Source organism: uncultured Tateyamaria sp. (genome assembly GCF_947503385.1).
Taxonomy (GTDB): domain Bacteria; phylum Pseudomonadota; class Alphaproteobacteria; order Rhodobacterales; family Rhodobacteraceae; genus Tateyamaria.
This window is the reverse complement of the sequence record NZ_CANNDO010000017.1, coordinates 1-22,530: the sequence shown is the minus strand read 5'-3', so window position 1 is coordinate 22,530 and position 22,530 is coordinate 1. Positions and strand designations below refer to the sequence as shown.

General features: G+C 53.9%; 22 protein-coding genes. 20 read left to right on the top strand and 2 right to left on the bottom strand.

Features of this window, described 5'->3' with window-relative positions; translation table 11 throughout:
* The first annotated feature begins 149 nt into the window (after nt 1-149).
* Complete coding sequence (locus Q1A85_RS22640) at nt 150-1,319, top strand: aminotransferase class V-fold PLP-dependent enzyme (protein ID WP_299695247.1); 1,170 nt, start codon at nt 150-152, stop codon at nt 1,317-1,319.
* A 110-nt stretch (nt 1,320-1,429) separates the two neighbouring features.
* Here Q1A85_RS22640 and Q1A85_RS22635 read toward each other — a convergent pair whose 3' ends face one another.
* Nucleotides 1,430-2,191, bottom strand: a complete 762-nt coding sequence (locus Q1A85_RS22635) for a hypothetical protein (protein WP_299695244.1) — start codon at nt 2,189-2,191, stop codon at nt 1,430-1,432.
* A gap of 70 nt (nt 2,192-2,261) precedes the next feature.
* Between Q1A85_RS22635 and Q1A85_RS22630 the strand changes: the two genes are divergently transcribed.
* The 11 genes from Q1A85_RS22630 to Q1A85_RS22580 all read left to right on the top strand — a co-directional run bounded on the left by Q1A85_RS22630 (nt 2,262) and on the right by Q1A85_RS22580 (nt 15,335).
* On the top strand, nt 2,262-2,501 hold the full coding sequence (locus tag Q1A85_RS22630; RefSeq protein ID WP_366140630.1) for a helix-turn-helix domain-containing protein: 240 nt from the start codon (nt 2,262-2,264) through the stop codon (nt 2,499-2,501).
* Between the two features lie 325 nt (nt 2,502-2,826).
* Nucleotides 2,827-3,591 (top strand): hypothetical protein, encoded by a 765-nt coding sequence (locus tag Q1A85_RS22625; RefSeq protein ID WP_299695239.1) that lies wholly within the window; start codon nt 2,827-2,829, stop codon nt 3,589-3,591.
* Complete coding sequence (locus Q1A85_RS22620; protein ID WP_299695237.1) at nt 3,588-5,738, top strand: hypothetical protein; 2,151 nt, start codon at nt 3,588-3,590, stop codon at nt 5,736-5,738. Before Q1A85_RS22625 ends, Q1A85_RS22620 begins: the two co-directional genes overlap by 4 nt.
* Nucleotides 5,735-6,679, top strand: a complete 945-nt coding sequence (locus Q1A85_RS22615; RefSeq protein ID WP_299695234.1) for a TniB family NTP-binding protein — start codon at nt 5,735-5,737, stop codon at nt 6,677-6,679. Before Q1A85_RS22620 ends, Q1A85_RS22615 begins: the two co-directional genes overlap by 4 nt.
* A 5-nt stretch (nt 6,680-6,684) precedes the next feature.
* Nucleotides 6,685-8,547 (top strand): TniQ family protein, encoded by a 1,863-nt coding sequence (locus Q1A85_RS22610; protein ID WP_299695231.1) that lies wholly within the window; start codon nt 6,685-6,687, stop codon nt 8,545-8,547.
* Nucleotides 8,548-8,693: 146 nt separating this feature from the next.
* Nucleotides 8,694-8,888 carry a helix-turn-helix domain-containing protein gene (locus Q1A85_RS22605; protein WP_299695228.1) on the top strand — a complete coding sequence of 65 codons (195 nt, stop codon included), beginning with the start codon at nt 8,694-8,696 and terminating at the stop codon, nt 8,886-8,888.
* Entirely contained in the window at nt 8,885-11,371 is a 2,487-nt protein-coding gene (locus tag Q1A85_RS22600; RefSeq protein ID WP_299695225.1) for a HAMP domain-containing sensor histidine kinase, read from the top strand. Before Q1A85_RS22605 ends, Q1A85_RS22600 begins: the two co-directional genes overlap by 4 nt.
* Before the next feature lie 10 nt (nt 11,372-11,381).
* Complete coding sequence (locus Q1A85_RS22595; RefSeq protein ID WP_299695222.1) at nt 11,382-12,062, top strand: hypothetical protein; 681 nt, start codon at nt 11,382-11,384, stop codon at nt 12,060-12,062.
* A 2-nt stretch (nt 12,063-12,064) separates the two neighbouring features.
* Nucleotides 12,065-12,652, top strand: a complete 588-nt coding sequence (locus Q1A85_RS22590; RefSeq protein ID WP_299695219.1) for an HNH endonuclease — start codon at nt 12,065-12,067, stop codon at nt 12,650-12,652.
* Between the two features lie 19 nt (nt 12,653-12,671).
* Nucleotides 12,672-14,240 (top strand): N-6 DNA methylase, encoded by a 1,569-nt coding sequence (locus Q1A85_RS22585; protein ID WP_299695216.1) that lies wholly within the window; start codon nt 12,672-12,674, stop codon nt 14,238-14,240.
* A 219-nt stretch (nt 14,241-14,459) separates the two neighbouring features.
* On the top strand, nt 14,460-15,335 hold the full coding sequence (locus Q1A85_RS22580; RefSeq protein ID WP_299695213.1) for a lysophospholipid acyltransferase family protein: 876 nt from the start codon (nt 14,460-14,462) through the stop codon (nt 15,333-15,335).
* A 143-nt stretch (nt 15,336-15,478) separates the two neighbouring features.
* On the opposite strand, the gene Q1A85_RS22575 is transcribed toward Q1A85_RS22580, so the two are convergent.
* Nucleotides 15,479-16,111 (bottom strand): tyrosine-type recombinase/integrase, encoded by a 633-nt coding sequence (locus tag Q1A85_RS22575; RefSeq protein WP_299695210.1) that lies wholly within the window; start codon nt 16,109-16,111, stop codon nt 15,479-15,481.
* 369 nt (nt 16,112-16,480) lie between these two features.
* Here Q1A85_RS22575 and Q1A85_RS22570 point away from each other — a divergent pair, with 369 nt between their 5' ends.
* The 8 genes from Q1A85_RS22570 (at nt 16,481) to Q1A85_RS22535 (ending at nt 22,118) form a co-directional block, all read left to right on the top strand.
* Nucleotides 16,481-16,957: a BLUF domain-containing protein gene (locus tag Q1A85_RS22570; protein ID WP_366140629.1), complete on the top strand. Its 477-nt coding sequence runs from the start codon at nt 16,481-16,483 to the stop codon at nt 16,955-16,957.
* A 55-nt stretch (nt 16,958-17,012) separates the two neighbouring features.
* Nucleotides 17,013-17,546 (top strand): 2OG-Fe(II) oxygenase, encoded by a 534-nt coding sequence (locus Q1A85_RS22565; protein WP_366140628.1) that lies wholly within the window; start codon nt 17,013-17,015, stop codon nt 17,544-17,546.
* Between the two features lie 403 nt (nt 17,547-17,949).
* On the top strand, nt 17,950-18,303 hold the full coding sequence (locus tag Q1A85_RS22560; RefSeq protein WP_299695206.1) for a hypothetical protein: 354 nt from the start codon (nt 17,950-17,952) through the stop codon (nt 18,301-18,303).
* A gap of 115 nt (nt 18,304-18,418) precedes the next feature.
* The gene (locus tag Q1A85_RS22555; RefSeq protein ID WP_299695204.1) at nt 18,419-19,111 is read left to right on the top strand and encodes a hypothetical protein; all 693 of its coding nucleotides are present in this window, start codon (nt 18,419-18,421) and stop codon (nt 19,109-19,111) included.
* A gap of 70 nt (nt 19,112-19,181) precedes the next feature.
* The gene (locus Q1A85_RS22550) at nt 19,182-20,372 is read left to right on the top strand and encodes a DUF1611 domain-containing protein (protein ID WP_299695202.1); all 1,191 of its coding nucleotides are present in this window, start codon (nt 19,182-19,184) and stop codon (nt 20,370-20,372) included.
* Entirely contained in the window at nt 20,369-21,490 is a 1,122-nt protein-coding gene (locus tag Q1A85_RS22545) for an alanine/ornithine racemase family PLP-dependent enzyme (protein WP_299695200.1), read from the top strand. Before Q1A85_RS22550 ends, Q1A85_RS22545 begins: the two co-directional genes overlap by 4 nt.
* A gap of 49 nt (nt 21,491-21,539) precedes the next feature.
* A complete protein-coding gene (locus Q1A85_RS22540) occupies nt 21,540-21,731 on the top strand; it encodes a hypothetical protein (protein WP_299695198.1) in 192 nt (63 codons plus the stop codon).
* 105 nt (nt 21,732-21,836) lie between these two features.
* The gene (locus Q1A85_RS22535) at nt 21,837-22,118 is read left to right on the top strand and encodes a hypothetical protein (protein WP_299695196.1); all 282 of its coding nucleotides are present in this window, start codon (nt 21,837-21,839) and stop codon (nt 22,116-22,118) included.
* The last annotated feature ends 412 nt before the right edge of the window (nt 22,119-22,530 follow it).

Below are 22,530 nucleotides of genomic sequence, written 5' to 3'. Positions count from 1 at the left end.
CATAAGCAGATATCGACACCTGCACTATGGCGCATTGCGACGCCGGTTGGAGCAGGAGCCATCCACCCCATCGGCTTCCCAGCAAGTGGCCCCCAATGCGTTGTCTTCGCCTCGTTGGATTGTTAGGTCCCACGACAAGGAGAAGCTTTATGATCGACATTGAAAAAGTCCGCCTGGATACGCCGAGTTGTGAGAGTGTGTTACATTTCAACAATGCTGGCTCATCTCTTATGCCCAAACCGGTATTTGACGCGCTTCAATCCGTATTGCGCGATGAAAATGAGATAGGCGGGTATGAGGCCGAACGCAGAGCGCAAGCTCAAATACAAGAATTTTATACCGAGTTCGCAGGGCTTCTGAACGCCAATCCCGATGAGATTGCCTTTGTCGAGAATGCGACACGTGCATGGGATATGGCGTTCTACGGGTTGCATCTGAAACCGGGCGACAGAGTTATCACCCACGGGTCAGAGTATGCGTCCAATTATCTGGCGTTGCTGCAACAGTCTCGCCGCCTTGGATTTGAGATTGATCTCGTCCCGTCAGATGAGTTCGGCCAGATCGATGTGGCTGCTTTGGACAACATGATCGGCCCAAACACCAAGCTCATCGCGATCACGCATGTGCCTACACAGGGCGGTCTTGTGAACCCGGCTGCCGAAATCGGAAAAATCGCCCGCAAACATGGTGTAATCTATCTCCTTGACGCCTGTCAGTCTGTCGGCCAGATCGACGTGAACGTCGCCGAGATTGGGTGCGATATGCTTTCCGGAACCGGCCGTAAATTCCTGCGCGGGCCGAGAGGCACAGGGTTTCTTTATGTCAGCAAGGACATCATGGACCGGATTGATCCGCCGTTCATCGACCTTCTTTCCGCGACATGGACAGGGGCCAACAGTTTTGAATTTGTTAAGGGCGCAAAGCGATTTGAAAACTGGGAAAGCTATGTCGCGGGTCGCGTCGGGTTGATGGAAGCGGTGAAATACGCGCGCGCAATCGGTCTGGCCAATATCGAAACTCGTGTCGCCAACCTTGCCCAAGACCTGCGCGATGCGCTTACCGAGATCAAAGGTGTTTTGGTGCATGATTTGGGGCAGCGAAAGTGCGGCATCGTGACATTTACGAAAGACGGAATTGAGCCCGCAGCAATGGCCGATCAGTTGCGAGCCAAGTCAATCAACGTGTCAGTCTCAGCGATGCCTTACGCCCGGCTCGATCTGGAACCGCGCGGACTTGAGTCCATGACACGCGCTTCCGTTCATTATTTCAATACCGAAGATGAGATCGCGCGCTTTGTTATGGCGGTGAAGACGGTTTGACCGTGACCAGACATTGAAGGCAAGTCGATGAAGGTCGGCTCCGTCCGCCAAGCGGCCATTCTCGCCGCCGGCGCCGGACATCTCGTTTTCGTAAAGCACTCTGCAGTTGGTTATTCTTCGCTCGTCCATCCCAAGTAGTATCGCCCGCGGCCTAAATCTTCGAAGAATGCATAGCCAAGCATCAAAGTGACGCTGATGGAGACAACCAGCACAAGACCGACGGGGCCTGTCAGCGTTCCAAGCGGCAAGCCGAGCCAAGCCATAGCAACTATGAAAGCATTTAGACAAACTGCGCCAAAAAGAACATGATCTCGAATGAGGCGCCACTTGTCCGGCTTAACCGCTTTGTATCCGACTTTCATTCGCAATTTCATGTGACCCAACATCCATTCCCGCCAAGTAAACCCGAGGGCTGGCGCAACGACTGCTTGAGCCGGTTTTTTCCTGTTTTTCACGTCGGTTTTCTGCCCCGTGTCTTGCTCGAGGACGTCCAGAAGCGCTTCCCTGACATTGGCGCTCTTGCTTTCTAAGTGTCTAACATATTCTTTTAGAGTGATGTCTCGTTCGCCTTTGATGATCCTGCGCACGGTTCGCTCGGACACCTGCATGACGTTTGCCAAACACGCATAGCTTTCGGCGGTTTTCAATTCCTTGCTCAAAGCCAAACGAACTTTCTCCAAGACGTCTGATTCGACCTGGCTAACGGCTTTTTCCAAACTGACATCTCCCATTTTCGTGCGACCCTGTGGATATTTCTGACCGTCATTATCAGTCACTTCAAGGCAGCTTACCTTGTTGATTTCTAAACGCTTGCAGATTGCCGTGCCAGATCTGTCACATGTTTTTTTTCGCAATAACAGAATGATACCCACAATTCGGCTTTGACAAAGGCGAGCTTTTCGCGGTCAAAATCCAGCAACAAACAAAACGCGAGTTGTCAAAATGCCCGCTGGTTCTGACGCAGCCTTAGAAATCCACCGTCACATCATGCAAGAACTCAGGGTTCGTGGGTCAAGCATGGCGCAACTCGCCCGCGACCTTGGTGTAACACAGGGATCTTTGTCTTTGATTAGCAGGGGTCTTCATCGCTCAAAACGGTTGGAACGAGAAATCGCCGCCGCCCTAAATACAACGCCTGAAGCGTTGTTTGCAGACCGGTACCCAAGTGAAACATCCAAATGATCATGGGCACCGCAATAACGGCTTAAGCCAGAGCGGAATCTTCAGCTCTCATCAGAATTCGTCAAAAAGCGAGGGGAGGATCAAAATGAACAGCTAGCTGAACAAATAAGAAGGCCCCACGTGCGCCAACACGTGAGGCTTTCAAGAAGTGTCGATTGACTAACCGATGCTTCGATTTTCCCCAAATCTCAAATGAAGTCAAGCTTGGGCTGCGCCTGAGAACGGGTTCGGCTGGCCTGACCTCATCATTCAAACCTGCAGCGGTGTCGCAACTCAGGATTTGTGTGCGCTGTGCACGCCTGCGAAACTCAAAAGGAATGGCCGCGTGCACAGCACTGCGCGCCACAAAACCATTATGGAAATCAAAGAACAAACCAAACCGAAAACCGATCAATCCACTGCGTCGCCAGCAAATTATGCGGTCTTCGTTCCAGCCGCCCCCAGCCGCGCCACGCGCAAGATATCGAAGCGGTCGAAAGTCAGTGGTCGCGCGTTTCTGACCAAACAGACCGCAAAACAAGGCAAGTCACAGACGATTGCTGTGGAAAGTCTGCTGGAATTGAAGGTGCTAAGCATTCTGCTGGCAAAGCCAGTCACGATGGATGTGTTGGAGCAGCCTCCTGCGATAAGGTATACGGACCCCTCGGGCTGCAACCGTAGCCATACTTTCGATTTTCTTTGGATGCACACCGACGGCACCCGCATCGCAGTCGTGGTCAAGCCAGCATCAAAAGCCGCAAAGCCAGAATTCCAGGCCGAACTTAAGGCCATTCGAGCAGCGTTGAGGAAGGACTTTGCGCATCGCTTGATCCTCGTCACAGACGCGGATTTCACCCGAGACGAAGCGCTGAATGCGCAACGGTTGCTAATGTTCTGTCCACATATACAGCCAGAGCATGCCGTGCGTTTGGATGCGGTTCTGCCGACCCTCATCTATCCACTGTCGCTGGGAGAGATCATAGACGTGCTGAACATCGGGGCTGCGGGCTTCGGCACGCTCTTGCCTGCGCTCTATGACGGGAGATTGGTCGCCGATCCGAGTGCCGAGTTTACCCACGCCACCCGCATCGATCGGGGGGGCTTCGCATGAGCAATCGTATTCGCACAAACACGCAGGACCTCTGGATCGTAGACGATGTCGAGTATGGCGTCTCGCAAGTAACGGCTGACGGCGTTGTTCTCATCGAAGTTGATGGCGACAAGCGGGCGCGCAGTTTCTCGCATGTGGAGTTGCTGGGTGCTCTTCAGACTGGTGATGCGGATCTCAAGCGGGACTACTTTGCGCCTGATGCGGCGGCTAGCACCATGCTGTCTCCGGTCGAATACTTGGCGGATCTCGACCGTGAAATGCAACGCTTGGTTCTTTGGCGGCTGGCTTATGTCATGGCGTTTGCGAGCCGCGAGCAAGCCGGCGGCACGAGTCGCACTCCGCATGGCGTGTCTGCCATCCTGGCAGATCTAGAACGTGAGGTGGATCGCCATGAACAAATCAGGCAAACCCTGACAAAGTCAGCAAAACGGGCAGGGCGAAGCTCGTCCAAACGGGACGCACCGAGCGCTTCAACGCTTTTAGCTTGGGTGCGGCGTTGGGAATGCGCCGGTCGTGATCCTCGCAGCCTTATCCCACACACGCACAAATCCGGGAACCGCCGACATCGGTTCCCGCGTCCGGTTGAAGAATTAATTGCGAATGGGATAGAGCGCTACGCTTCTTTCCAGCGTCCTTCCATCCGGCAGACGACCCATTCCATCCTTCAGTGCGTAAGGTCGTTAAACCGGGATCGCAGGTCATCTGGGCAAAGTGATCTCCGCATCCCGTCTCAGCGCACAATTGCGCGGCGGATCAGCAACCTCGATGCCTATTCGACCTATGCCCAAAGGTATGGGGCTGCGGCGGCCAATCGTAAGTTTGGAGCTTACGAGGATGGCATCAAAGCCAGCTTTCCAATGGAGCGGGTGGAGATTGACGAGTGGAAGGTCGATGCGATCACGTTGCTTGACGCCATCGGTGCTTTTAGCGGGCTACCAGCAACAGAACGAGAACGGTTGGAGACCTCGCGCCTGTGTCTCTATCTCGCGATCTGTTGCGCGACACGCTGCGTGGTTGGCATGCACCTGTGTGATCAACCGAACGGCGCCGACGCCAAGCGTCTTTTGTCGCTGATGACACGGGACAAGACAGACCTCGCCGATGCTGCGGGGTGCGAGAGTGCTTGGCATCATGGTGGCGGCATCGGTCTGGTATCTGCGGATCTTGGATCCGCCTTCATCGATGAACGGTTTCAGACAGCTGTGCTCGACCTCAGAGCTCAACTCGCCCATCCGCCGGGGGAGTTACCTCGGCTACGAGCGCGGGTGGAGCGGATATTTGGCACCTTTGGGACTCAGATCATGCCAATGCTTGCCGGGCGCACATTCTCAAATCCGCAAGAGCGTGGCGACTACCCATCAGAAGCCTTGGCGGTGCATACACGCGAAACCCTGATGCAAATCCTGACACTTCATGTGGTCGACATCTATCACAATACGCCACATCGGGGCTTGCGCGGGGAAACACCTGCCGATTGTTGGGAGCGGCTATCTGCCAAAATGGGTACCCTGCCCTATCCAGGTGCCATTGAACGCACAGCAGTCTTTGGAATTGACGCCGAACGCAAGCTCACTGGGCGCGGCGTAACAGTCTACGGCATCAGTTATGCGTGCGACTACCTGCGAGAAAGGCGCAAGCGCGTTGGTGAAGACACCGTCCTACTGCGCACCAACCCCGAGGACCTTGGCTTTGTCATGGTGTGGACCGGCAAAGCGTGGGTTCAGGCACGAGCAATCCAATCTTGTTTCGAGGGCGTCTCATTGGGACAATGGCGGCAGGCGTCTCGTGAGTTGCACTTGCGGCACGCCGAGCGCGCCGAACTCAAGGAACACGTGGTCCAACGTGCTCTCAAAAAGGTAGAGAGCATTAATGCGGAACAGATTGCCAAGTTCAATGTGACGATACCGTTTCTGAGCAAAAAGGACCTCGCGCGCGAAGAACGGCAACTGCACCTGGGTTTGACCATTCGACCGCAGGATCAGCCAAGGCTCGACTTGCCTCTATCCCAGGACGGCATCGGCTCGGAAGTTCCGCTGACTGAGCAAGCGCCTGATCTCTTCAATCAACACACAGAGCGCACGACTGGCACGTCATCTGCCAAAGACCACACACACGAACGGAAATGGGGTTTGGAGGACGACGAATGACGCAGTCTTATAACATTGAAAAAATCGTCGGCCTGAAGAAGCTGTACTACACGCGCGAAACACACGAGCATCTTAGAGATCAGTTTGACCGTTTGCTTAACAGCCGCCGCGAAGAACTGCGGCAAGGCATTACAAGAGAGGGGCGCGCCATTGCGCTCCTCGGCCCCTCCGGCAGCGGCAAAACAACTGCGGTCGAGCGGCTGCTGTACCGGCATCCGGAACTGGTTTTGCCCGAGCCTGACCAGGAACGTGCAGATGTGATCAGCTTCCGCGTCCCCTCCCCCGCAACTCTCAAGGATGTTGGGATGACTGCACTTGATGCGCTTGGCTATCCGCTGTCGCGCGACAGACCCGCCGGCATCATCTGGGCAATGGTGCGCGAGTTCCTCAAGAAACGACAAACGCTGTTTCTGCATATTGATGAAGCGCAGGACCTCTACACGGCCAACTCCGATCACGTGCTTCGCAACGTCATCAACACGTTAAAGTCACTCATGCAACACAAGGACTGGCCCGTCTCGATCATCCTGTCGGGCATGCCCGAAGTGCGCAAGATGTTGAACTTTGATCCGCAGCTTGCGCGTCGGTTTTACCCAATCGAACTGGAGCCACTGTCACTTGCAGCCGATGAAGCGATGTTGAAAGACATGCTCAGTGCATACCTGCGCAAAGCTGAACTGCGCCCCAGTTCCGATCTGCTGTACACGGACTTTCTGATGCGATTGCTGCACGCATCAGCGCATGAGTTTGGATTGGTCATTGAACTGATCATTGCAGCGATTGAGGAAGCCTTCATCGCGCCGGCCGATGAACTGCGAAGCGAACACTTTGCCTGTGCATTCAGAAGGCGCACAGGATGTTATGACGGGATGAACCCGTTTGTCGCTCCGGATTACGCCGACATTGATCCGCGCAAGCTCTTTCCCGATCTGCAGGACTGAGCCGCATGTTGCAGAAACCAAATCTCGCGTTTCCACTGCGCCAAGAAGAAACGGCTACGTCCTATGTCTCACGCCTGGCAGATGATCTGGGTGTTGGCACCCCGTTTGACCTTTGTCGTGATCTTGGCCTCGAGTGGCAAAGCATCGTGCGCGGCGATGCAACACAACTGAGGGCCCTCGCGGCCCTCGGCGGTGCCAATGCAGCAGACATGCTGCGCTGGTCCATCAAGTCATTGGGCCATCTGCAATTCCGCATCGGTAACGACACAGTGCCTAACAAAACGCTGCTGCGCAGCCGGCCACGCCTTTGCCCGCGCTGTGTGCTGGAGGATGTATCGGAGGGGAAACAGCCATTCCGACGGTTCCACTGGAATCTTCGTGCTATCCGTACATGTGAGCGGCACGGCGTGTCCATCCTGCAACTCCCCCACCTCGAACACACCTTCGGCAACTACGACTTCGTTAGGCGAGTAGCGGCTTGTCAGACCATGATCGAGCAGTCCGCCGAGACGGCTGAAACACGTGCATTTTCTCCGTTTGAAGCATACCTTCTTGGACGCCTGCGCTGTTCCCCATCCGAGTTTGCCTTTGCGGACAGCTTACCTCTAATCGTGCTGATCAGATTGACAGAGACAAGTGGGCTCACTCTGCTGAGCAACCGCCAGTCACAACGGGATATGCCTGAAAACCAGCTTTATGAGGCCGCCAAACACGGCTTTGAATACATCAAAGATGGAGAGGACGGGATTCGCAGGTTTCTGAGCGACATGCAGATCGATCCACTGCAGAGCAATGCCAGCCACAAGATCGACTACGGAGCGTTCTGGACTTGGCTGCGTACTGCAAAACCGATCCATGGGGTCGACCGGATTCGCGACATTGCGCGCGTCTTTGTCTTCGCAAACTATCCCGTACAGCGTGGAACAGACGTGCTCGGGGTCCCCTGCCCCAAGACGCAGATATACTCCATTCACAGCGCCAAGCGCGAGCATGGCATCTCGCGCAAGCGACTGGTGCGATGTCTAGCTGAGTTCGGCGCGGGGCGTCCGTCCGAAGGCAAGCCCGAGTCGCTAATTTTGCAACGTCAGATCACGGCGGACGACATCGAGCGCATCTTGTTGCATCGCGACAACCTCGTGCATCGCAAACAAGCCGCTGCGCTGTTGGGAGGGTCTGACAGCGCATTCCGGCAATTGCGATTGAGCGGCATGATCAGACAGCACATGGACGGGATCGACAAGCGCCCGATGTTTGACCCTGCCGAGATACACGCTTTTCTCGATCCGGTTCTTGCTGCAGCACCCGAAACGGAAACGACCCTAAATAGACTGATGTCATTGCCGACAGCTTGCCAGTCGCTAGGCACTGCGCTGATCGGAGCCGCAGAACTGGTGCGTTCGGGTCAACTGCCGTCCGCACGGCGTTGTCATATCGGGCAAGGGCTCGAACGCATCCTAGTGAACCCTAACGAGTTGAGTGACGTAATCCATTCCAAAATGACGCCGGCCCGCCCCAAACTGAAGGCAGCCAAATATCTACGCACAAGCCTGCGCACCATCGATCACCTGTTGCAAACTGGCGACCTGCACCTCGTCAAACGCGGGCATTCGCTCAAAGGCCATGACTTTCCGGCCGTGTCTGAATGCAGCCTTGATGGATTCTTAACCAAATACACAACCGTCGGCCGTATCGCTCACGGCATGGGACTCAGCTTTATGTTCGTGATGCACGCATTTGATCGATGTGGTGTAGCGGCCGAACTCGTGCCGAATGGAGTTGGCCGCTTTTACCTCAGGGACCACCTCAAACAGCGCGCACCATTCATGGCATTTGACAGGCCGAGGGAGGTTGATTGGGATACTGTGTAGAGGGCGGTAAGCCGTCATTCGCTGCGCGCGCACATTCACCAGAGAAATGAAATTAGCCAATGAGTTACTCTTCTTAGCCGCAGCAGCTTTTGCTTTCAGGTTGGCAAATTTTCCACTATATTCCTCAAAAATCAGGGAATTTCTGCATGGATGATGAGATTCTTACTATCCCCGAAGTTGCGAAGCTACTGAAGATCAATGAGAAAACCGCTTACAGACTTGCATCTCAGTCTGAAATTCCTGGTTTCAAAGTGGGAGGTAGTTGGAGGTTTCGAGCGGACGAACTCCGGCGGTGGATGGAAACGCAAGCCGCTAGTGGCAAGAACGAGGGGCAGACATGAAAGAGCTCTCCTTCAAAGTTGCTGCGAAGACAGCCAGGCTCTTTGGTCGCGAGAACGTTTCGAATGCCGAAGGTGCAATATCAGAGCTTGTAAAAAACACATATGATGCCGACGCTACAATGTGCCTGGTTTGCTTCATTCCAAGGTTCAGTAGTGCACCCAATAGGTTGAAGAAGTCCGAGTTTGCTCGACTTCGCGAAATTCATCCAGAGATCGAAGAGTTCTACGCGCAGCAATCCGAGGGCTATGAGCGACGCGACGCCGCTTACAATCTCAACGTCGAGGTTGTCGACAAGCTGGCATCGGGCCTCCTAGATCTTTGGCTGATCGATAACGGTGATGGCATGACTGCGAAGACCATCGAAGACAATTGGATGGTTATTGGCACCAACAATAAAGAGCAAAATGCGACGTCCGATAGTGGCAGAGCCCGGACAGGTGCCAAGGGAATTGGCAGATTTGCGCTCGATCGTCTGGGATCTGAGTGTCAGCTGTTCTCTAGTTCAGCCACAAGTGAAGCTATCAGCAATTTGGAATGGGTGGTCAACTGGGATGACTTCGACGCCGCCGACAAGACGCTAGAGGATATCAAAGCTGTCTTGAGAGAAGACCAAACTACGTTGGACGAGAGGCTTCGGTTTCTCGATGATCACCCTTCTATCTCAACAGCAGTTTCGCAGCTGGCAGGGAAGGGTTTCAATTGGTTCAAAGGTACCGCTATTCGTATTGGTTTGCTGCGAGATGATTGGCATGCACGCGATGTGCAGCATTTGTACAAGATGCTCGCCGAGTTGATACCTCCACTAGACCAGCGGGTCCTTAATCTCTTTCTCTTTGATGCCCGAGAACCGAGCAACTACGGCGTTGTGACCGCTGAGGTTCTTGATGACTACGACTACAAGATTGATGCTGAAATTTCTTCGCAGGGAACTGTGACGATCACGCTTGTGAGGAACGAGCTTGATGTCGATCGAATTGATCCGGACCTGTTCGAACTCGATGAGATGACTCAAGCTCCATTCGATGAAAAGTCATTCAGAAAGGCCGAGCTCAAATACATGAAAACCCTGGACGAGCTGTTCCCAGGGGCGCCAGATGACTTTAAAAGAAACGCTGAGGCGCTTGGCTCCTTTAAGGTAAATCTCCGGTTCTATAAGAAGGGAGCGCCAAGCGCGCGAGATGGTCGCATCTATCCGTATCGGGCGTTTCAACCGGGACCACGAAAGGCATGGATCGAAGAGTTCGGAGGTCTGAAAATATACCGGGACAATTTCGCTGTCCGTCCTTACGGTGAGTTGGGTGGACGAGCCTTTGATTGGCTCGCACTCGGCCAGCGGGTCGCGATCAGCCCTGTTCAAGCATCACGAAAGGGCTGGAAGGTCAGCCCCCAGAACTTAGCCGGCACAGTGACTATATCACGCCTCGAAAACGCTAAGTTAAACGACCAATCCAACCGCGAAGGGATCATCGAAAACGAGTATTTCGCGACGTTCCGTGAGCTTGTGAAACGGGTCATTCAGGAATTTGAAGACGATCGAAGCCACATCCACTACAACCTCAATCGCCTTTTCCAAAGCAAGAATGAGGCGGAAAAGTCGAAGAGTGAAGGAGCCGAAACCGCGGCTCGTGTAACTAAGGCGCCTGAAAAGGCGACGCCGGAAGACGCCCAAACACTTGCGAGGGCATACACCGCACAGCAGGAAGAGATTAGGGAGCTTCGCGACGAACAGACGATGCTGCGAGCTCTGGCGACTCTGGGGACAGTGTTAATTTCGTTTTCACACGAAATGGGCCAACTCCAGAACACGATGGGTGGAAGGTCAACCGAGCTCTCGGACATCTTGTCGTCTTATATCGATCGAGACTCACTGATGGGGGTGGGCGGAGCGTTCAATCCTTTCGAGATACTTGAAGAATGGGAAGAGGATGACAAAAAGGTACGCCAATGGTTTACCTTCGCCCTGTCCTCCATTCGAGCCGACAAACGGCGCCGTAAGAAGATCAATTTGCAGCAGCATCTGCAAAAAACCAAGAAGACATGGAAGGGCTTCTTGGAGCCGCGGCACATCACTCTCACTTACGATGTCGCCCAGGATGCGTCAGAGGTGAACGTGCTAGCCTTCGAGATAGACCTCGACAGCGTTTTCAACAACCTAATCCTCAACTCGGTTGAAGCGCTCCTGTCTGATCGACATCAGGGCGCGCGCGAGATCACAATCAAAGTTGAACAGTCGGGGCCGCAAGTTAGGATCAACTATCGTGACAACGGTCCGGGCCTTGATCCCTCGATACGCGATCCAGCGAGCATCTTTAAGTTCGCTGTCACGACCAAGCGCGATGCATCTGGTCAGGCAAATGGCACAGGCCTGGGGATGTGGATATTGGCCGCCGTAGTACAGGCCTACGGTGGTTCATTCCGAGCATACGGACCGGGCAAAGATCCAGGTTTTCGGATGGAAATTCTCCTCCCTTTGAAGAAGTAAGGAAACGGTCTTGGCAGAGTTAGTGTATATCGACGAGCAAAAGGCGCAGGCTGGTCAAGTTCTCAGAAGTGCAGTGGCATCAGGTGAATTCACCCCGGATCAAGTACGAGCCATTGAACCTGAGAGCACCTTAGATGACACCATTCAGCAGATCGCCGAACTGCACTGCAAGGTGCTGATTACAGACTACCGCCTATCAGACCACAAACCAGATGTAGAATTTAACGGTGCAGACTTAGTTCGAGCCTTCAGGGATCGGTTTGCCGAATTTCCTTGCTTCGTCACCACGTCATTTCCGGACCAAGCTGTTGATGAGACCCTAGACACGAACATGGTATTTCCCAAATCTGATTTCTTGGATCGTGAAGAGGCCAAAAACAGCGACCTCCCGTTCTTTAAGCGAGTAAGGAAGAAAATCGCGGAACACGAACGACAGGTTGCAGTTGCTCAGGCAGAGTTGGAGCACCTCTCTGCACAAGCTCTGGAGAGAGATTTGGATGCCAGCGAGACTCAAAGATTCCTTGATCTCGACAGTTATCTGGAAGCTGTGTTGGGTGCTCAGTTTGCAATCGAACGCCATGTGAAAGTTCGGGCCTTAGAGCCATTCGATCGGTTGATTGGCCGCACCGAAGAGCTGATTGAGAGGATCAAGAGCGAACTTGGTGAGCCTGAAGAACGCGGTGGATCGTAGTAGTGCTGCGGAAGGGAACACCGGTTCGTTCGGTAGTTGCGGCGCAAACTACCTATCGCGCTTACAAGGAAGACTTGCGGAGAGATTTCTCTAGCAGATGTGGCTACTGCGACGCCTTAGATGAGTTCTTTGGCGGAGTGCGGGGTTATCAAATTGACCACTTTGCTCCGAAGTCTTTGTTCCCCGAATGGTTACTTGAGTACCGAAATTTGGTCTACTCATGCCCTTTTTGTAACCGTGCAAAGTCAAACAAATGGATTGGAGATGACAAGAACATACCCAATGACGGATCGAGTGGATTTGTAGATCCGTGCGACCCAGATCTCGACAACCATCTTGAACGGGACAACCACGGTAGAATTCGTGCCAAAACCGACCTTGGTCGTTACATGATAGCGAACTTGAACTTGTCGCTTATCCGCCACCAGTTCGTTTGGCAGACCCAAAAAATGGATGAGCTACTAGGCGAGCTGCTAGAACTCGAAGCGCGACTGTCTGCCGATACCGAGCACTATCGGTCTGTCTTGCAGGAGATTGCTCGAGTTACACGCGAACATCGAGAGTACCGTCGCCGTGCTTTTGAAGCTTGAACCTGGAATAGAGAGACTGTTGGGCGTAGTATATACGCCTGACGATGTAGCGTCAGAACTGACCAAATTCGCTTTGGCCAGGCGTCACAAGGAACCAAACACGATATTGGAACCTAGTGCTGGTGATGGCGCCTTCCTGCGGGCACTTTCCGCTTCGGCAGAGGACAGCTTTGAAGTCCACGGCCTTGACATTGATCAGGCAGCTACGGACTTGCTAAAAAAGGAATTCCCGGCTGCGAAGTTCAGGTGCCAAGACTTCATAGAATATGCCGTCGCGCATGATGGGCCCAAATACGATTTAGTTATCGGTAATCCGCCTTACATCCGGCGCCATAATTTTGGCGTTGAGCTGAAGAAAAGCATCGAAGATCTTAGCCAGATAGCAGATTATCCACTTTCGGAACTTAAGAATGCTTGGGCCGCGTTCGTTGTGGCATCTAGCATGCTCCTGTCCGATACAGGCGTCCTAGCGTTTATCGTTCCATATGAGCTCCTAAACGTAAAGTATGGCCAGTATCTTCAGGCATTTCTTGTAGAAAATTTCGTTTCAGTAGAGGTCTTTACGCCTCAAGATAAAGCCTTTCGCAAGCTCGATCAGGATGCCGTCGCTTTGGTAGCATCGAAATCCGCGCCCAAGGCCATTGCTGGGGTAACGCTCAGCTCAGTCAAAACACTAGCCAAGCTGGAACCTATAAGATCCCGCAGTATCTGCTTCAGCGGCAAGCAAGCGAGTTCAATCGACCTCAACTCGATTTTCTTCGATGACGAAACTTCCACTTTGTTACACAAGCTACGCTCAAATCTGAAGACGCTTGGCGACTTTGCGACGAGTTCCGCGGGAGTGGTCTCGGCGGCGAATGATTTCTTCATCCTTAGGTCCAAGGAAATCAGTGATCGCGGTTTGGGCCAATGGGCGCGCCCAATACTGAAGAAAGGTGCTTATCTGCCATCAGGCCCTGTTTTCTCAGAGAATGACCTGGCTGAGATATCAAAACGCGAACCAGCCTTCCTTTTGGATTTTGTGCGTGATGGGGCTCCACCGCTTTCGCAGGAAGCGCAATCCTACATCGCGGCAGGAGAAGAGCTGGGGCTCGATCAAAGATATAAGTGTCGTCATCGTTCGCCTTGGTACAACATTCCGATAGTTGAGGCGTCTGACGGGGTATTTTTTAAGCGGTCACACAGCTTTCCAAGACTATGCATCAACAAAGCAAGGGTTTTGGTAACTGATACAGCATATCAGGTCACGATGCGGAAAGGTTTTGCGATTCAGGACCTTACCTTCTCGTTCTACAACAGCTTGGCGCTACTATTTTGTGAGATGGATGGTCGCTTTTACGGCGGCGGTGTCCTCGAACTGACACCCAAAGAATTCAGAGGAGTGCCAATACATTTCCAACACCCGACTGCGCTACAGTATCGTGAGTTCATCGACAGATTTCCTCAATCGAAATCCCCTGAAGCAGCGAACTTTGATCACGCGGACCGAAGATTGGCGAACGAGCTGTCCCTTTCCGAAAGGCAGGTTTCAATGGTCCGGGAGGCGCTCAAGACGATAAGGACGCATCGTCTTAGACATGGCTCATGACACTGTTCTTGGTCCGCTGCATTGCAGCGTAGACGGTGAATTCGAGTGTCGGCTTTGGGCCGGGAGAGATTGGAGGCGCTGGAAGCGATGTTTGGGTTGCGCTGCCTCGACAAGTGACGAGTAAGAACTCGTCCAGCTAAACTGCAACGTGAACGGACCGGTGTGACGCGCACTACCGATTTCGGTTGGTATTGCCGCTGGGACCGGCCATAGAGAGCAATGCTCTCTGCATCGTTGAAATCAGTCTTACAGCACGCACGATACCTCCCACTGTGGTCGGCTCTGACCGCTGTGCGATGGCGCTCCTTTGACTCTCGTTCCAGTGGATTGGGTGCAACGTTCAGAACAGTCATGCGGTGGTTTCCTCCGGCAAGGAGTCGATTTGACCGCGAAGCCAAACGGGTTTTTCCCGATATGAAACCCGTAACCCGCGCTAAGCTCGGCCAAGATATGGGCTGGCATATGGGGAGAACGCTGTTCGAGATTTATCACGATGCTGAATTTCAGACCCACCACCACAAGTTCAGTGCATCCGGTCCGGGTCTTGGTGCCTTGAAAGAGGCTCAAAGGCTTGGCAAGGGCGCGATCGTTGTCTCCGGCCATTTCGGACAATGGGAAGCCATTCGCGCTGTGATCAAAATTCATGGGCTTGAAAGCGGCGCGGTGTATCGACCGAACAAGAACCGCCACTACGAGCGTCGCATTCGTACCGGTATCGAAGCAGGTGGGAAACCGATCTTGGCGACCGGCCACGTTGGAACCAGGGCCCTTGTGCGGCATCTGCGAGATGGTGGTATTATCTCAATCCTGTTGGATGAAAAATATTCGGAAGGCGTGAGGATACCGTTTCTTGGTCATGACGCCCTCACGTCTCTTTCGGCGGCCCAACTCGCGCTCAAATACGATCTGCCCATGATCCCTGCATTCGGTACAAGGGTTGGTGATGGAAACACATTCAGCGTGGAGTTCGAAGCCCCAATCCCACACACTGACAGCATCGAAATGACGCGTGCTTTCAACGACAGTCTGTCTACGCGGATCATGGCGAACCCAGAACAGTGGTACTGGATGTTGAAACGCTGGGATGGGGCATGAGGGAATACACTTCGCCTACCGATTGTCCAAATTAAGGAAACGCTTCGCACTCGACCAATGGCCAGTTTGGGGAAGCAGCACTGTAGCCTGCTGAACGACCACCAATGTCGGCAATGGGTCGCCCCTGCAGGCGGCCCAAAAATTTAGATTTCAATGGCTTCCGCGATAGCCAATGCGTCTTCAAGCTCGACGCCGAGATACCGGACCGTGCTATCCATCTTGGTGTGACCAAGCAGCAGTTGCACGGCTCGGAGATTTCCCGTCTTTTTATAGATCTGCGTAACCTTGGTGCGACGCATTGAATGGGTGCCATAGGCCGTCGCTTCAAGGCCAATCGAAGTGACCCAGTCGCGCACAATCCGCGCGTACTGACGGGTAGAAATGTGCAGTCGTTCGTGAAAACGCCCTGGCCAAAGATATTCTGACCCGACCATCAATTCGTCTTCCATCCATTTCTCAACTGACGCTCTAGTCCCTTCCGATATCTCAAATCGTACAGGTTTCTGTGTCTTGCTCTGTAGCACCAACGCCCATTCCTTAATTTGGCCGGATGCCATGACGTCAACCACCTTCATCTTCACGAGATCACACTCGCGAAGCTTGCTGTCGATTGCCATGTTAAACAACGCGAGGTCGCGATGGTTCTCGGCCAGTTCCAGTCGAACTCGGATCGCCCAAACGTGTTTGGGCTTCAGCGGTCGTTTCTGGCCAACGATGCGACCCTTGTTCCAAGCTGGGCGAAGTACGCGAATGGCTGGTAGGTTTGGTGTCTCCATGACTGATCCTCCGATCCGCCGCGCCCTCCACAACGTCAACCCGACGTTAACAAGGCACCGTATCACGGTCTTACTCCGCTGCACCCTATGTCCGGATCGAACCCATCCTGCGAGTTCAAGTTTCGCGCGGCCTGCGTTCTTAGCGCGAAAAATACGGCAAGCTTTTGATTATTGGTGCTGCCTTGCGGCGGACTCACACGCTCCAGACAAAACTGCCTTGTTTCCTTGCCGTATTTACTCAAACAGGGAACCAGCGCGGTCATGGCGCAACAGCCGCTATGTTGAGACGGTATTCTCCAAATTGGCAGTTTGTTTACTTTAGTCGAGACTCTGCGTCGCCGAAGTCTTACGGTCGCCATCTGAAGCGATGTGATCGTGTGTCTATCAAAGCCTGTTCATGGTTCGCTTAATCCCGCAGGGAGCCAAACCATCACAAACCTCATTCAGCTCGTTTATGTGTCACAGCCGTTTGGGTTCGATGAGCCGACACTCGCAGGAATTTTGCTCGATGCCAGACGCTGTAATAAGCGGGATGACGTGACCGGCGCGTTGGTTTGTCGACATGACATCTACCTTCAACTATTGGAAGGTCCGGAAGATGCAGTGCGCGCGGCCTATGCAAGGATTTGTCGCGATGATCGCCATGCCGGGGTCAAAGAACTCCTGAATCTCAAGATACAAAGTCGATTGTTTGCAAGTTGGGCGATGCTTCATGATCCTGCGAAGACTTGGATTTGGACGGAAGAAGAGATCGCAAACGCCGTACTTGATCGCGCTGAGTCCGCAGAAATTATAAAAATTTTCAAAGACCTATCGGATCGATCCGGGAAACCGGCTGTGCATTGATGCAGACGCGAACCATGATCTGTAAATGGTGGGCGGTATGATGGGTGTGCACTCAGTGCCTGATGCGTTCACGACGTGGGAATGTGATCGCATTGTTGCCGCAATCGCCAAAATGCCCGCCGATGAGGGGCTGCTTGTTAGCCGCAATCGGGATCACAATTTGCGTAATGCGGAACTCGTTTGGATGGACGATGTCGGAGACCTCAGCTGGGTGATGACCCGGTTGATTGAGCTTGTCAGTCATTCCAACAACCAACAATTTGATTTCGATGTGCGCGAATTTGCGGAAAGCCCCCAAATAGCTAGTTATGACGCGGCAAAAGGGGGCCATTTTGCCTGGCATTCTGACATCGGTCATGGTCCCGCTGCCGGTAAAAGAAAGCTCACACTTGTTCTTCAATTGAGCAATCCTGACACCTACGACGGGGGCGACCTGGAAATCAGGCCAAGTGCTCACATCCTCTTGGGCAGTCGGGCGCAGGGATCTGTAAGTGTGTTTCCGAGTTTTGCACTACATCAGGTGACGCCGATCAAGCGGGGCATTCGGCGTTCGCTGACCGTTTGGGCGCATGGCCCTCCGTTTCGCTGAAGGCGGCTCCAACCGGCCAAAGTGACAGAACCATCTGAGGTGTTGAGAGGATGGTCTGGTCAGCCAGCATTGCAATCAAGGTCCCAAGCGGTTACATACGTAAAACAAAGTTGTGGTATTCTTCGGCAAAAGCGCATCGCTTTGCCAGAGCCAGCTGCAGTCACTATCATTAAAATTCGATTGTCAGATGCAGTAACAGGGATCTGCAGTTTGGGACGGTTGTTGATCACGACCGTAACGCCCACGTGTCAGTACCGCTCGCTTTGGTCGCAGGAGCTCCCGCGATGTGCGGCCGGGCATGGACAACGCACTGTCGATCTAACGACTTCGACACGGCTCTGACAAAATGTCTTGTCAGCGCAACAAAAGGTGAGGCGGCACTTTCTCCGTCAAAGGACCCAACATGACTTTTCCTGACTGGACGAAACCTGGCCTCTACGGTGCTTTGGGTGGCGCGATTGCGGTTTCTGTCTTGGGCTTCTCATGGGGCGGCTGGACAACAAGCGGCAGTGCCCAAGCCATGGCGCAGGACTTCGCTGCTGAAGAGGTGACTTTGGCAATGGTGCCGGTCTGCCTCAATATGTCAGCGGCTGATCCGGAACGCACAGAGAAGCTCGCAACTCTTCAGGATCTCTCTATTTTTGGCCGCCGCAATGCAATGATGGAAACGGGCTGGGCCACGCGCCCCGGTACAGATACGCCAGATCGTGACCTAGCGGCTGCTTGCCTCGCGGGGCTTGAGTTGGATGGATCATAATTTGAAAGTACCGCCGCAATCGTCAGAGACAGTTTGCGGGATATCGATGTTGGCGGACGCTCGGCTACTTTGGGCCGTTCTCATAGGCCCAATCTTTGTTCTGCTACTCCTTGCAATGCCCGCCATCGCCCAAACCATGCCAGAAAACGCCAGCGCAAAGAGCTATGGCGACGGTTGGCAGTGCAACGTCGGGTATCGGCTCACGGAGGAGAGTTGTGCTGCTATTGTGGTCCCAGAAAATGCCTATGCGACAAACCGCACCTATGGTTCCGGATGGGAATGTCATCACGGATTTCGCAAGGTTGACGAGGTGGCCTGTGTTGCAGTGATTGTCCCCGATGGTGGGTTTCTAGACTCCTCTGGCGAACGCTGGCGCTGTCTGCGCGGCTTTCTCAAAATCAACGATACCTGCCAAGAGGTCGTCTTGCCTGAAAATGCTTATCTTGCGGATGGTTCCGCGTGGGAATGTGGACGCGGGTTTGAGAAGACGGACGACAGTTGCAGCGCAATCACGGTTCCGATCAACGGATATCTGAACGGTTCTCGCTACGGTCAACCTTGGTCATGTGAACGTGGGTACTTCGAACAGGACGGTCTGTGCGGGGCCGTCGTCATTCCCGAATTCGCGTATTTCGACGATGCATCGTACGGCGAGGGGTGGAAATGCCAGAGGGGATATGAAGCTTCTGGTGCAGGCTGTGAAGCGATCAACGTCCCCGCAAACGCCCATCTCGACCGGTCGGGAAACCGTTGGGAATGCAACAGGAACTTCCAGAAATCCAAGGGGCTATGCGTTCTAAAAAACTAAGTGCGTCGCGCCAAGACGTCCGCCTCAACACCTCGTCGAACGACAGTCTCAGCATCAAAAGGACGACAAGATGAAAACCGGAATCCAGACGGTAGATACCGTTCGCCGCCCAGTTAGGGGCGCTCAGGCGCCCCCCATGATACGTGACACACAGGCACAATCATCTTCGCTCACCCAGATCCCCACAGCGGTTATCTTTTGCGAGGGCAATTTTGCCAAAATTGACGGCAAGACGGCCAACGGCCTCGTGCGTCATTCAGAGGCCTACAAGATCATCTCGGTCATCGACAGCGCTCACGGCGGCGAGAACAGCGGGCAGGTTCTTAATGACGTGATCAACAACGTACCAATTCTCAAAGACCTAGATGCCGCCGTCGCCCATGCAACCGCCAAACCTGATACCTTTATCTATGGGATGGCCCCCTCAACAGGGCGACTTTCGCTCGCTGATCGTGGGGTCGTACTGGATGCGATTGGGCGCGGCATGAACATCGTCAGTGGCCTGCATGAGTACCTCAGCGACGATCCCGAAATTGCGCAAGCCGCATCGGACAGACAGGTCACCATTCGCGACATCCGCAAACCCAAAGCCAGCAAAGACATGCGCTTGTTCGACGGCAGCGTCGCGAATGTCCATGCGCTACGCATCGCAGTACTGGGGACCGATTGCGCGATCGGAAAACGGACCACTGCGACGATCTTGGCACGCGCCCTCAACGCAAAGGGCATCAAGACTGTACTGGTTGGCACCGGTCAGACGGGCCTGATGCAGGGCGCAAAATATGGCGTGGCCATGGATGCCGTCCCACCCCAATTCTGCTGCGGCGAACTTGAAGGTGCGATTGTCGCCGCCTCAGTGGCGGAACAACCCGATGTCATTTTGATCGAGGGCCAGGGCGCGCTCAGCCATCCGGCGTTCTGTACATCGGCGTTCATTCTGCGTGGCAGCCAACCGGACGCCGTCATACTTCAGCACGCACCGAAACGCACCCATCGCTGTGACTTTCCCAACATGCCGATGCCCACCCCAGCAAGCGAGATTGCTTTGATTGAGGCGTTTGCCGATACCAAGGTCATTGGTGTCACGCTCAATCACGAGGGTATGTCCGAAGCCGAGATCACAGACACGATTGTCGCACAAACCGAAAAACTCGGTCTGCCTGTGACTGACGCGCTCAGCCGACCAGCGGCACATTTGCTTGCGATGGTTGTTGCAGCCTATCCTGGTCTGCAGCAAGGAACACCCGTGGCCGCGACTTGAGCTGCCCTCGGATAGAAGTTGATCTGCGCAAATTGCGCCACAACACACGAACCGTTGTCGAGCGATTGAAAGGGCGTGGTATTCGCGTGACTGCGGTGACCAAAGCGGTGTGTGGGCATCCAGCCATTGCACAGGCCATGCTTGACGGGGGAGCCGAGGGCTTGGCTGAGGCGCGTTTGAGCAATGTGAAGCGGTTGCGCCTGGCTGGCATGACTTGTCCTATCACCTTGATCAGAACACCAATGTTGAGCCAGGTCGATGACATCGTGCAGGTCTGTGAGGCGAGCTACAACACAGAGATGTCTGTGATCGCAGCATTGGCCGGTGCTGCACACCGACTCAACACGGTTCACGGCATTATCTTGATGGTCGAAATGGGTGATCTGCGAGAAGGGATCATGCCACAAGACCTTGGATATATAGGACAGCAAGTAGTGGACATGCCCGGTGTGGCGCTGAAAGGCATCGGGGCTAACTTCGCTTGTCTGAGCGGCATTGCCCCGAAGGCTGCCAAAATGCAGGCGCTGACTGCTCTTGCCAATGATGTCGAAGGGCGGTGTGGCCCGTTCCTTGAGACGGTATCTGGCGGCAACTCTGCAAATTTGCCCTGGGCGTTCGGCTCGCGCGCCACCGGCCGGATCAACGATCTGCGACTTGGGGAAGCAATACTGCTTGGCGTCGATCCGGTCACCCAGGAGCAGATCGGTGGTTTGTTTCGAGACACCTTCACGCTTGTCGCCGAAGCGGTCGAAACCGACACCAAGACTGTGAGCCCACTTGTAAGCACCGCGGATCACGCACCGGCAATTATTCGGCTCGTTCCTGCCACCTCAGAAACGACAAGGATCATTCTTGCCCTCGGAAACCAAGACGTGGATGTGGAGGGGCTTTCGATGCCTACTGGCAGTACACTCGTCGGTGCGACAAGCGATCATCTCGTCATTGGCACGACAGATCAGAAGCTCCGCGTTGGATCGGAAATGCGGTTTCGGATGAACTATAGCGCATTGATGCGCGCCATGGCGGCGTCTGACATTCAAACGAATCTACACAATGACCGGCCTCGGTCACAGGCAAACGATGCCCATGGCCCAAAGAAACACCTGGCATTGGTTTGACCGACAGAGTTGGGGCCCGACAAAGAGAAACCAAAGAGGAAGTTATCACTTGGCAAAATTAACAAAGAAAAGCGTGTTCAAAGCTCAAATTCCCAATGCCGAAACACCATTGGACAAGACAACTCGCATCGTTCGCAAGATGGTCGAAGAGGAGGCCGAGCAGCGCCAAGTCAAGAACGACCGTCTTCGCAACGCGCGCCTTGAACGGGAGGCCAACACTCCGACAAAGCCGTCGCGCTAGGGCGTAGAAAAGGTTCAACCAATTCGACCACATCGCAAAAACCCACGTTTCGCCTGCGTCTTTCAATCTGCCTGAGCGACCGGACACACCAGAAGGAATTTGCCAATGACGAACGCAGACGAGAACACAACAAAAGTTCACTATATCTGTCAGACATACGTAAAACAGAAGCCAGGGCGCGACGGACAAACGAGTCTGAAGATCGGCAAGCAATTTCAGTATTCAACAGCAGCAGAAGCCCAAAACAGAGCCGAACGGGAAGCACTTTCCGAGGAATGCGCCGGTGCTGATGCCTATGTGATTAGCGAAGACCCAAACAGTGGCGAAGTCGGGTCACCGAGTTTCCTTGTCAGGCTTGGGAACGTCCCGGAAACTGATGATTTCTAGAACTACGCTTCTGGCAAAGTGCGTTCTGAAAGGCGTCCCACCACCATGGTCCGAGTTCTTAGAAAAGCAACCATTAGCGCAGCCGCAGCGAAAGGTAAGGCGCCGACAAGCCTAATATCGAAGAGTTGAATGACGGCATCGATGATACCAGCTGCATCGCAGCAGCAACGATGGTGTGACTGCGAAGTAATGCTACGTGAGCAATAGTCGCACCCGCAAAGGTGCGGTTTGTCCGCAGATTGTGAATTAGGTCTTGTCCCAAATTTGCACTCGCAGCGAATGACCGGAACGCGGGCTGCGACTGCAGCATTTCTAATAGGCGGTGAATGTCTCTTATGGGCCGCGAGCTGCCTTTGTTCAAGGCAGAAGGCCACTCAAGCTCAAGCTGCTACCACCAAGATCAACGGTCTCA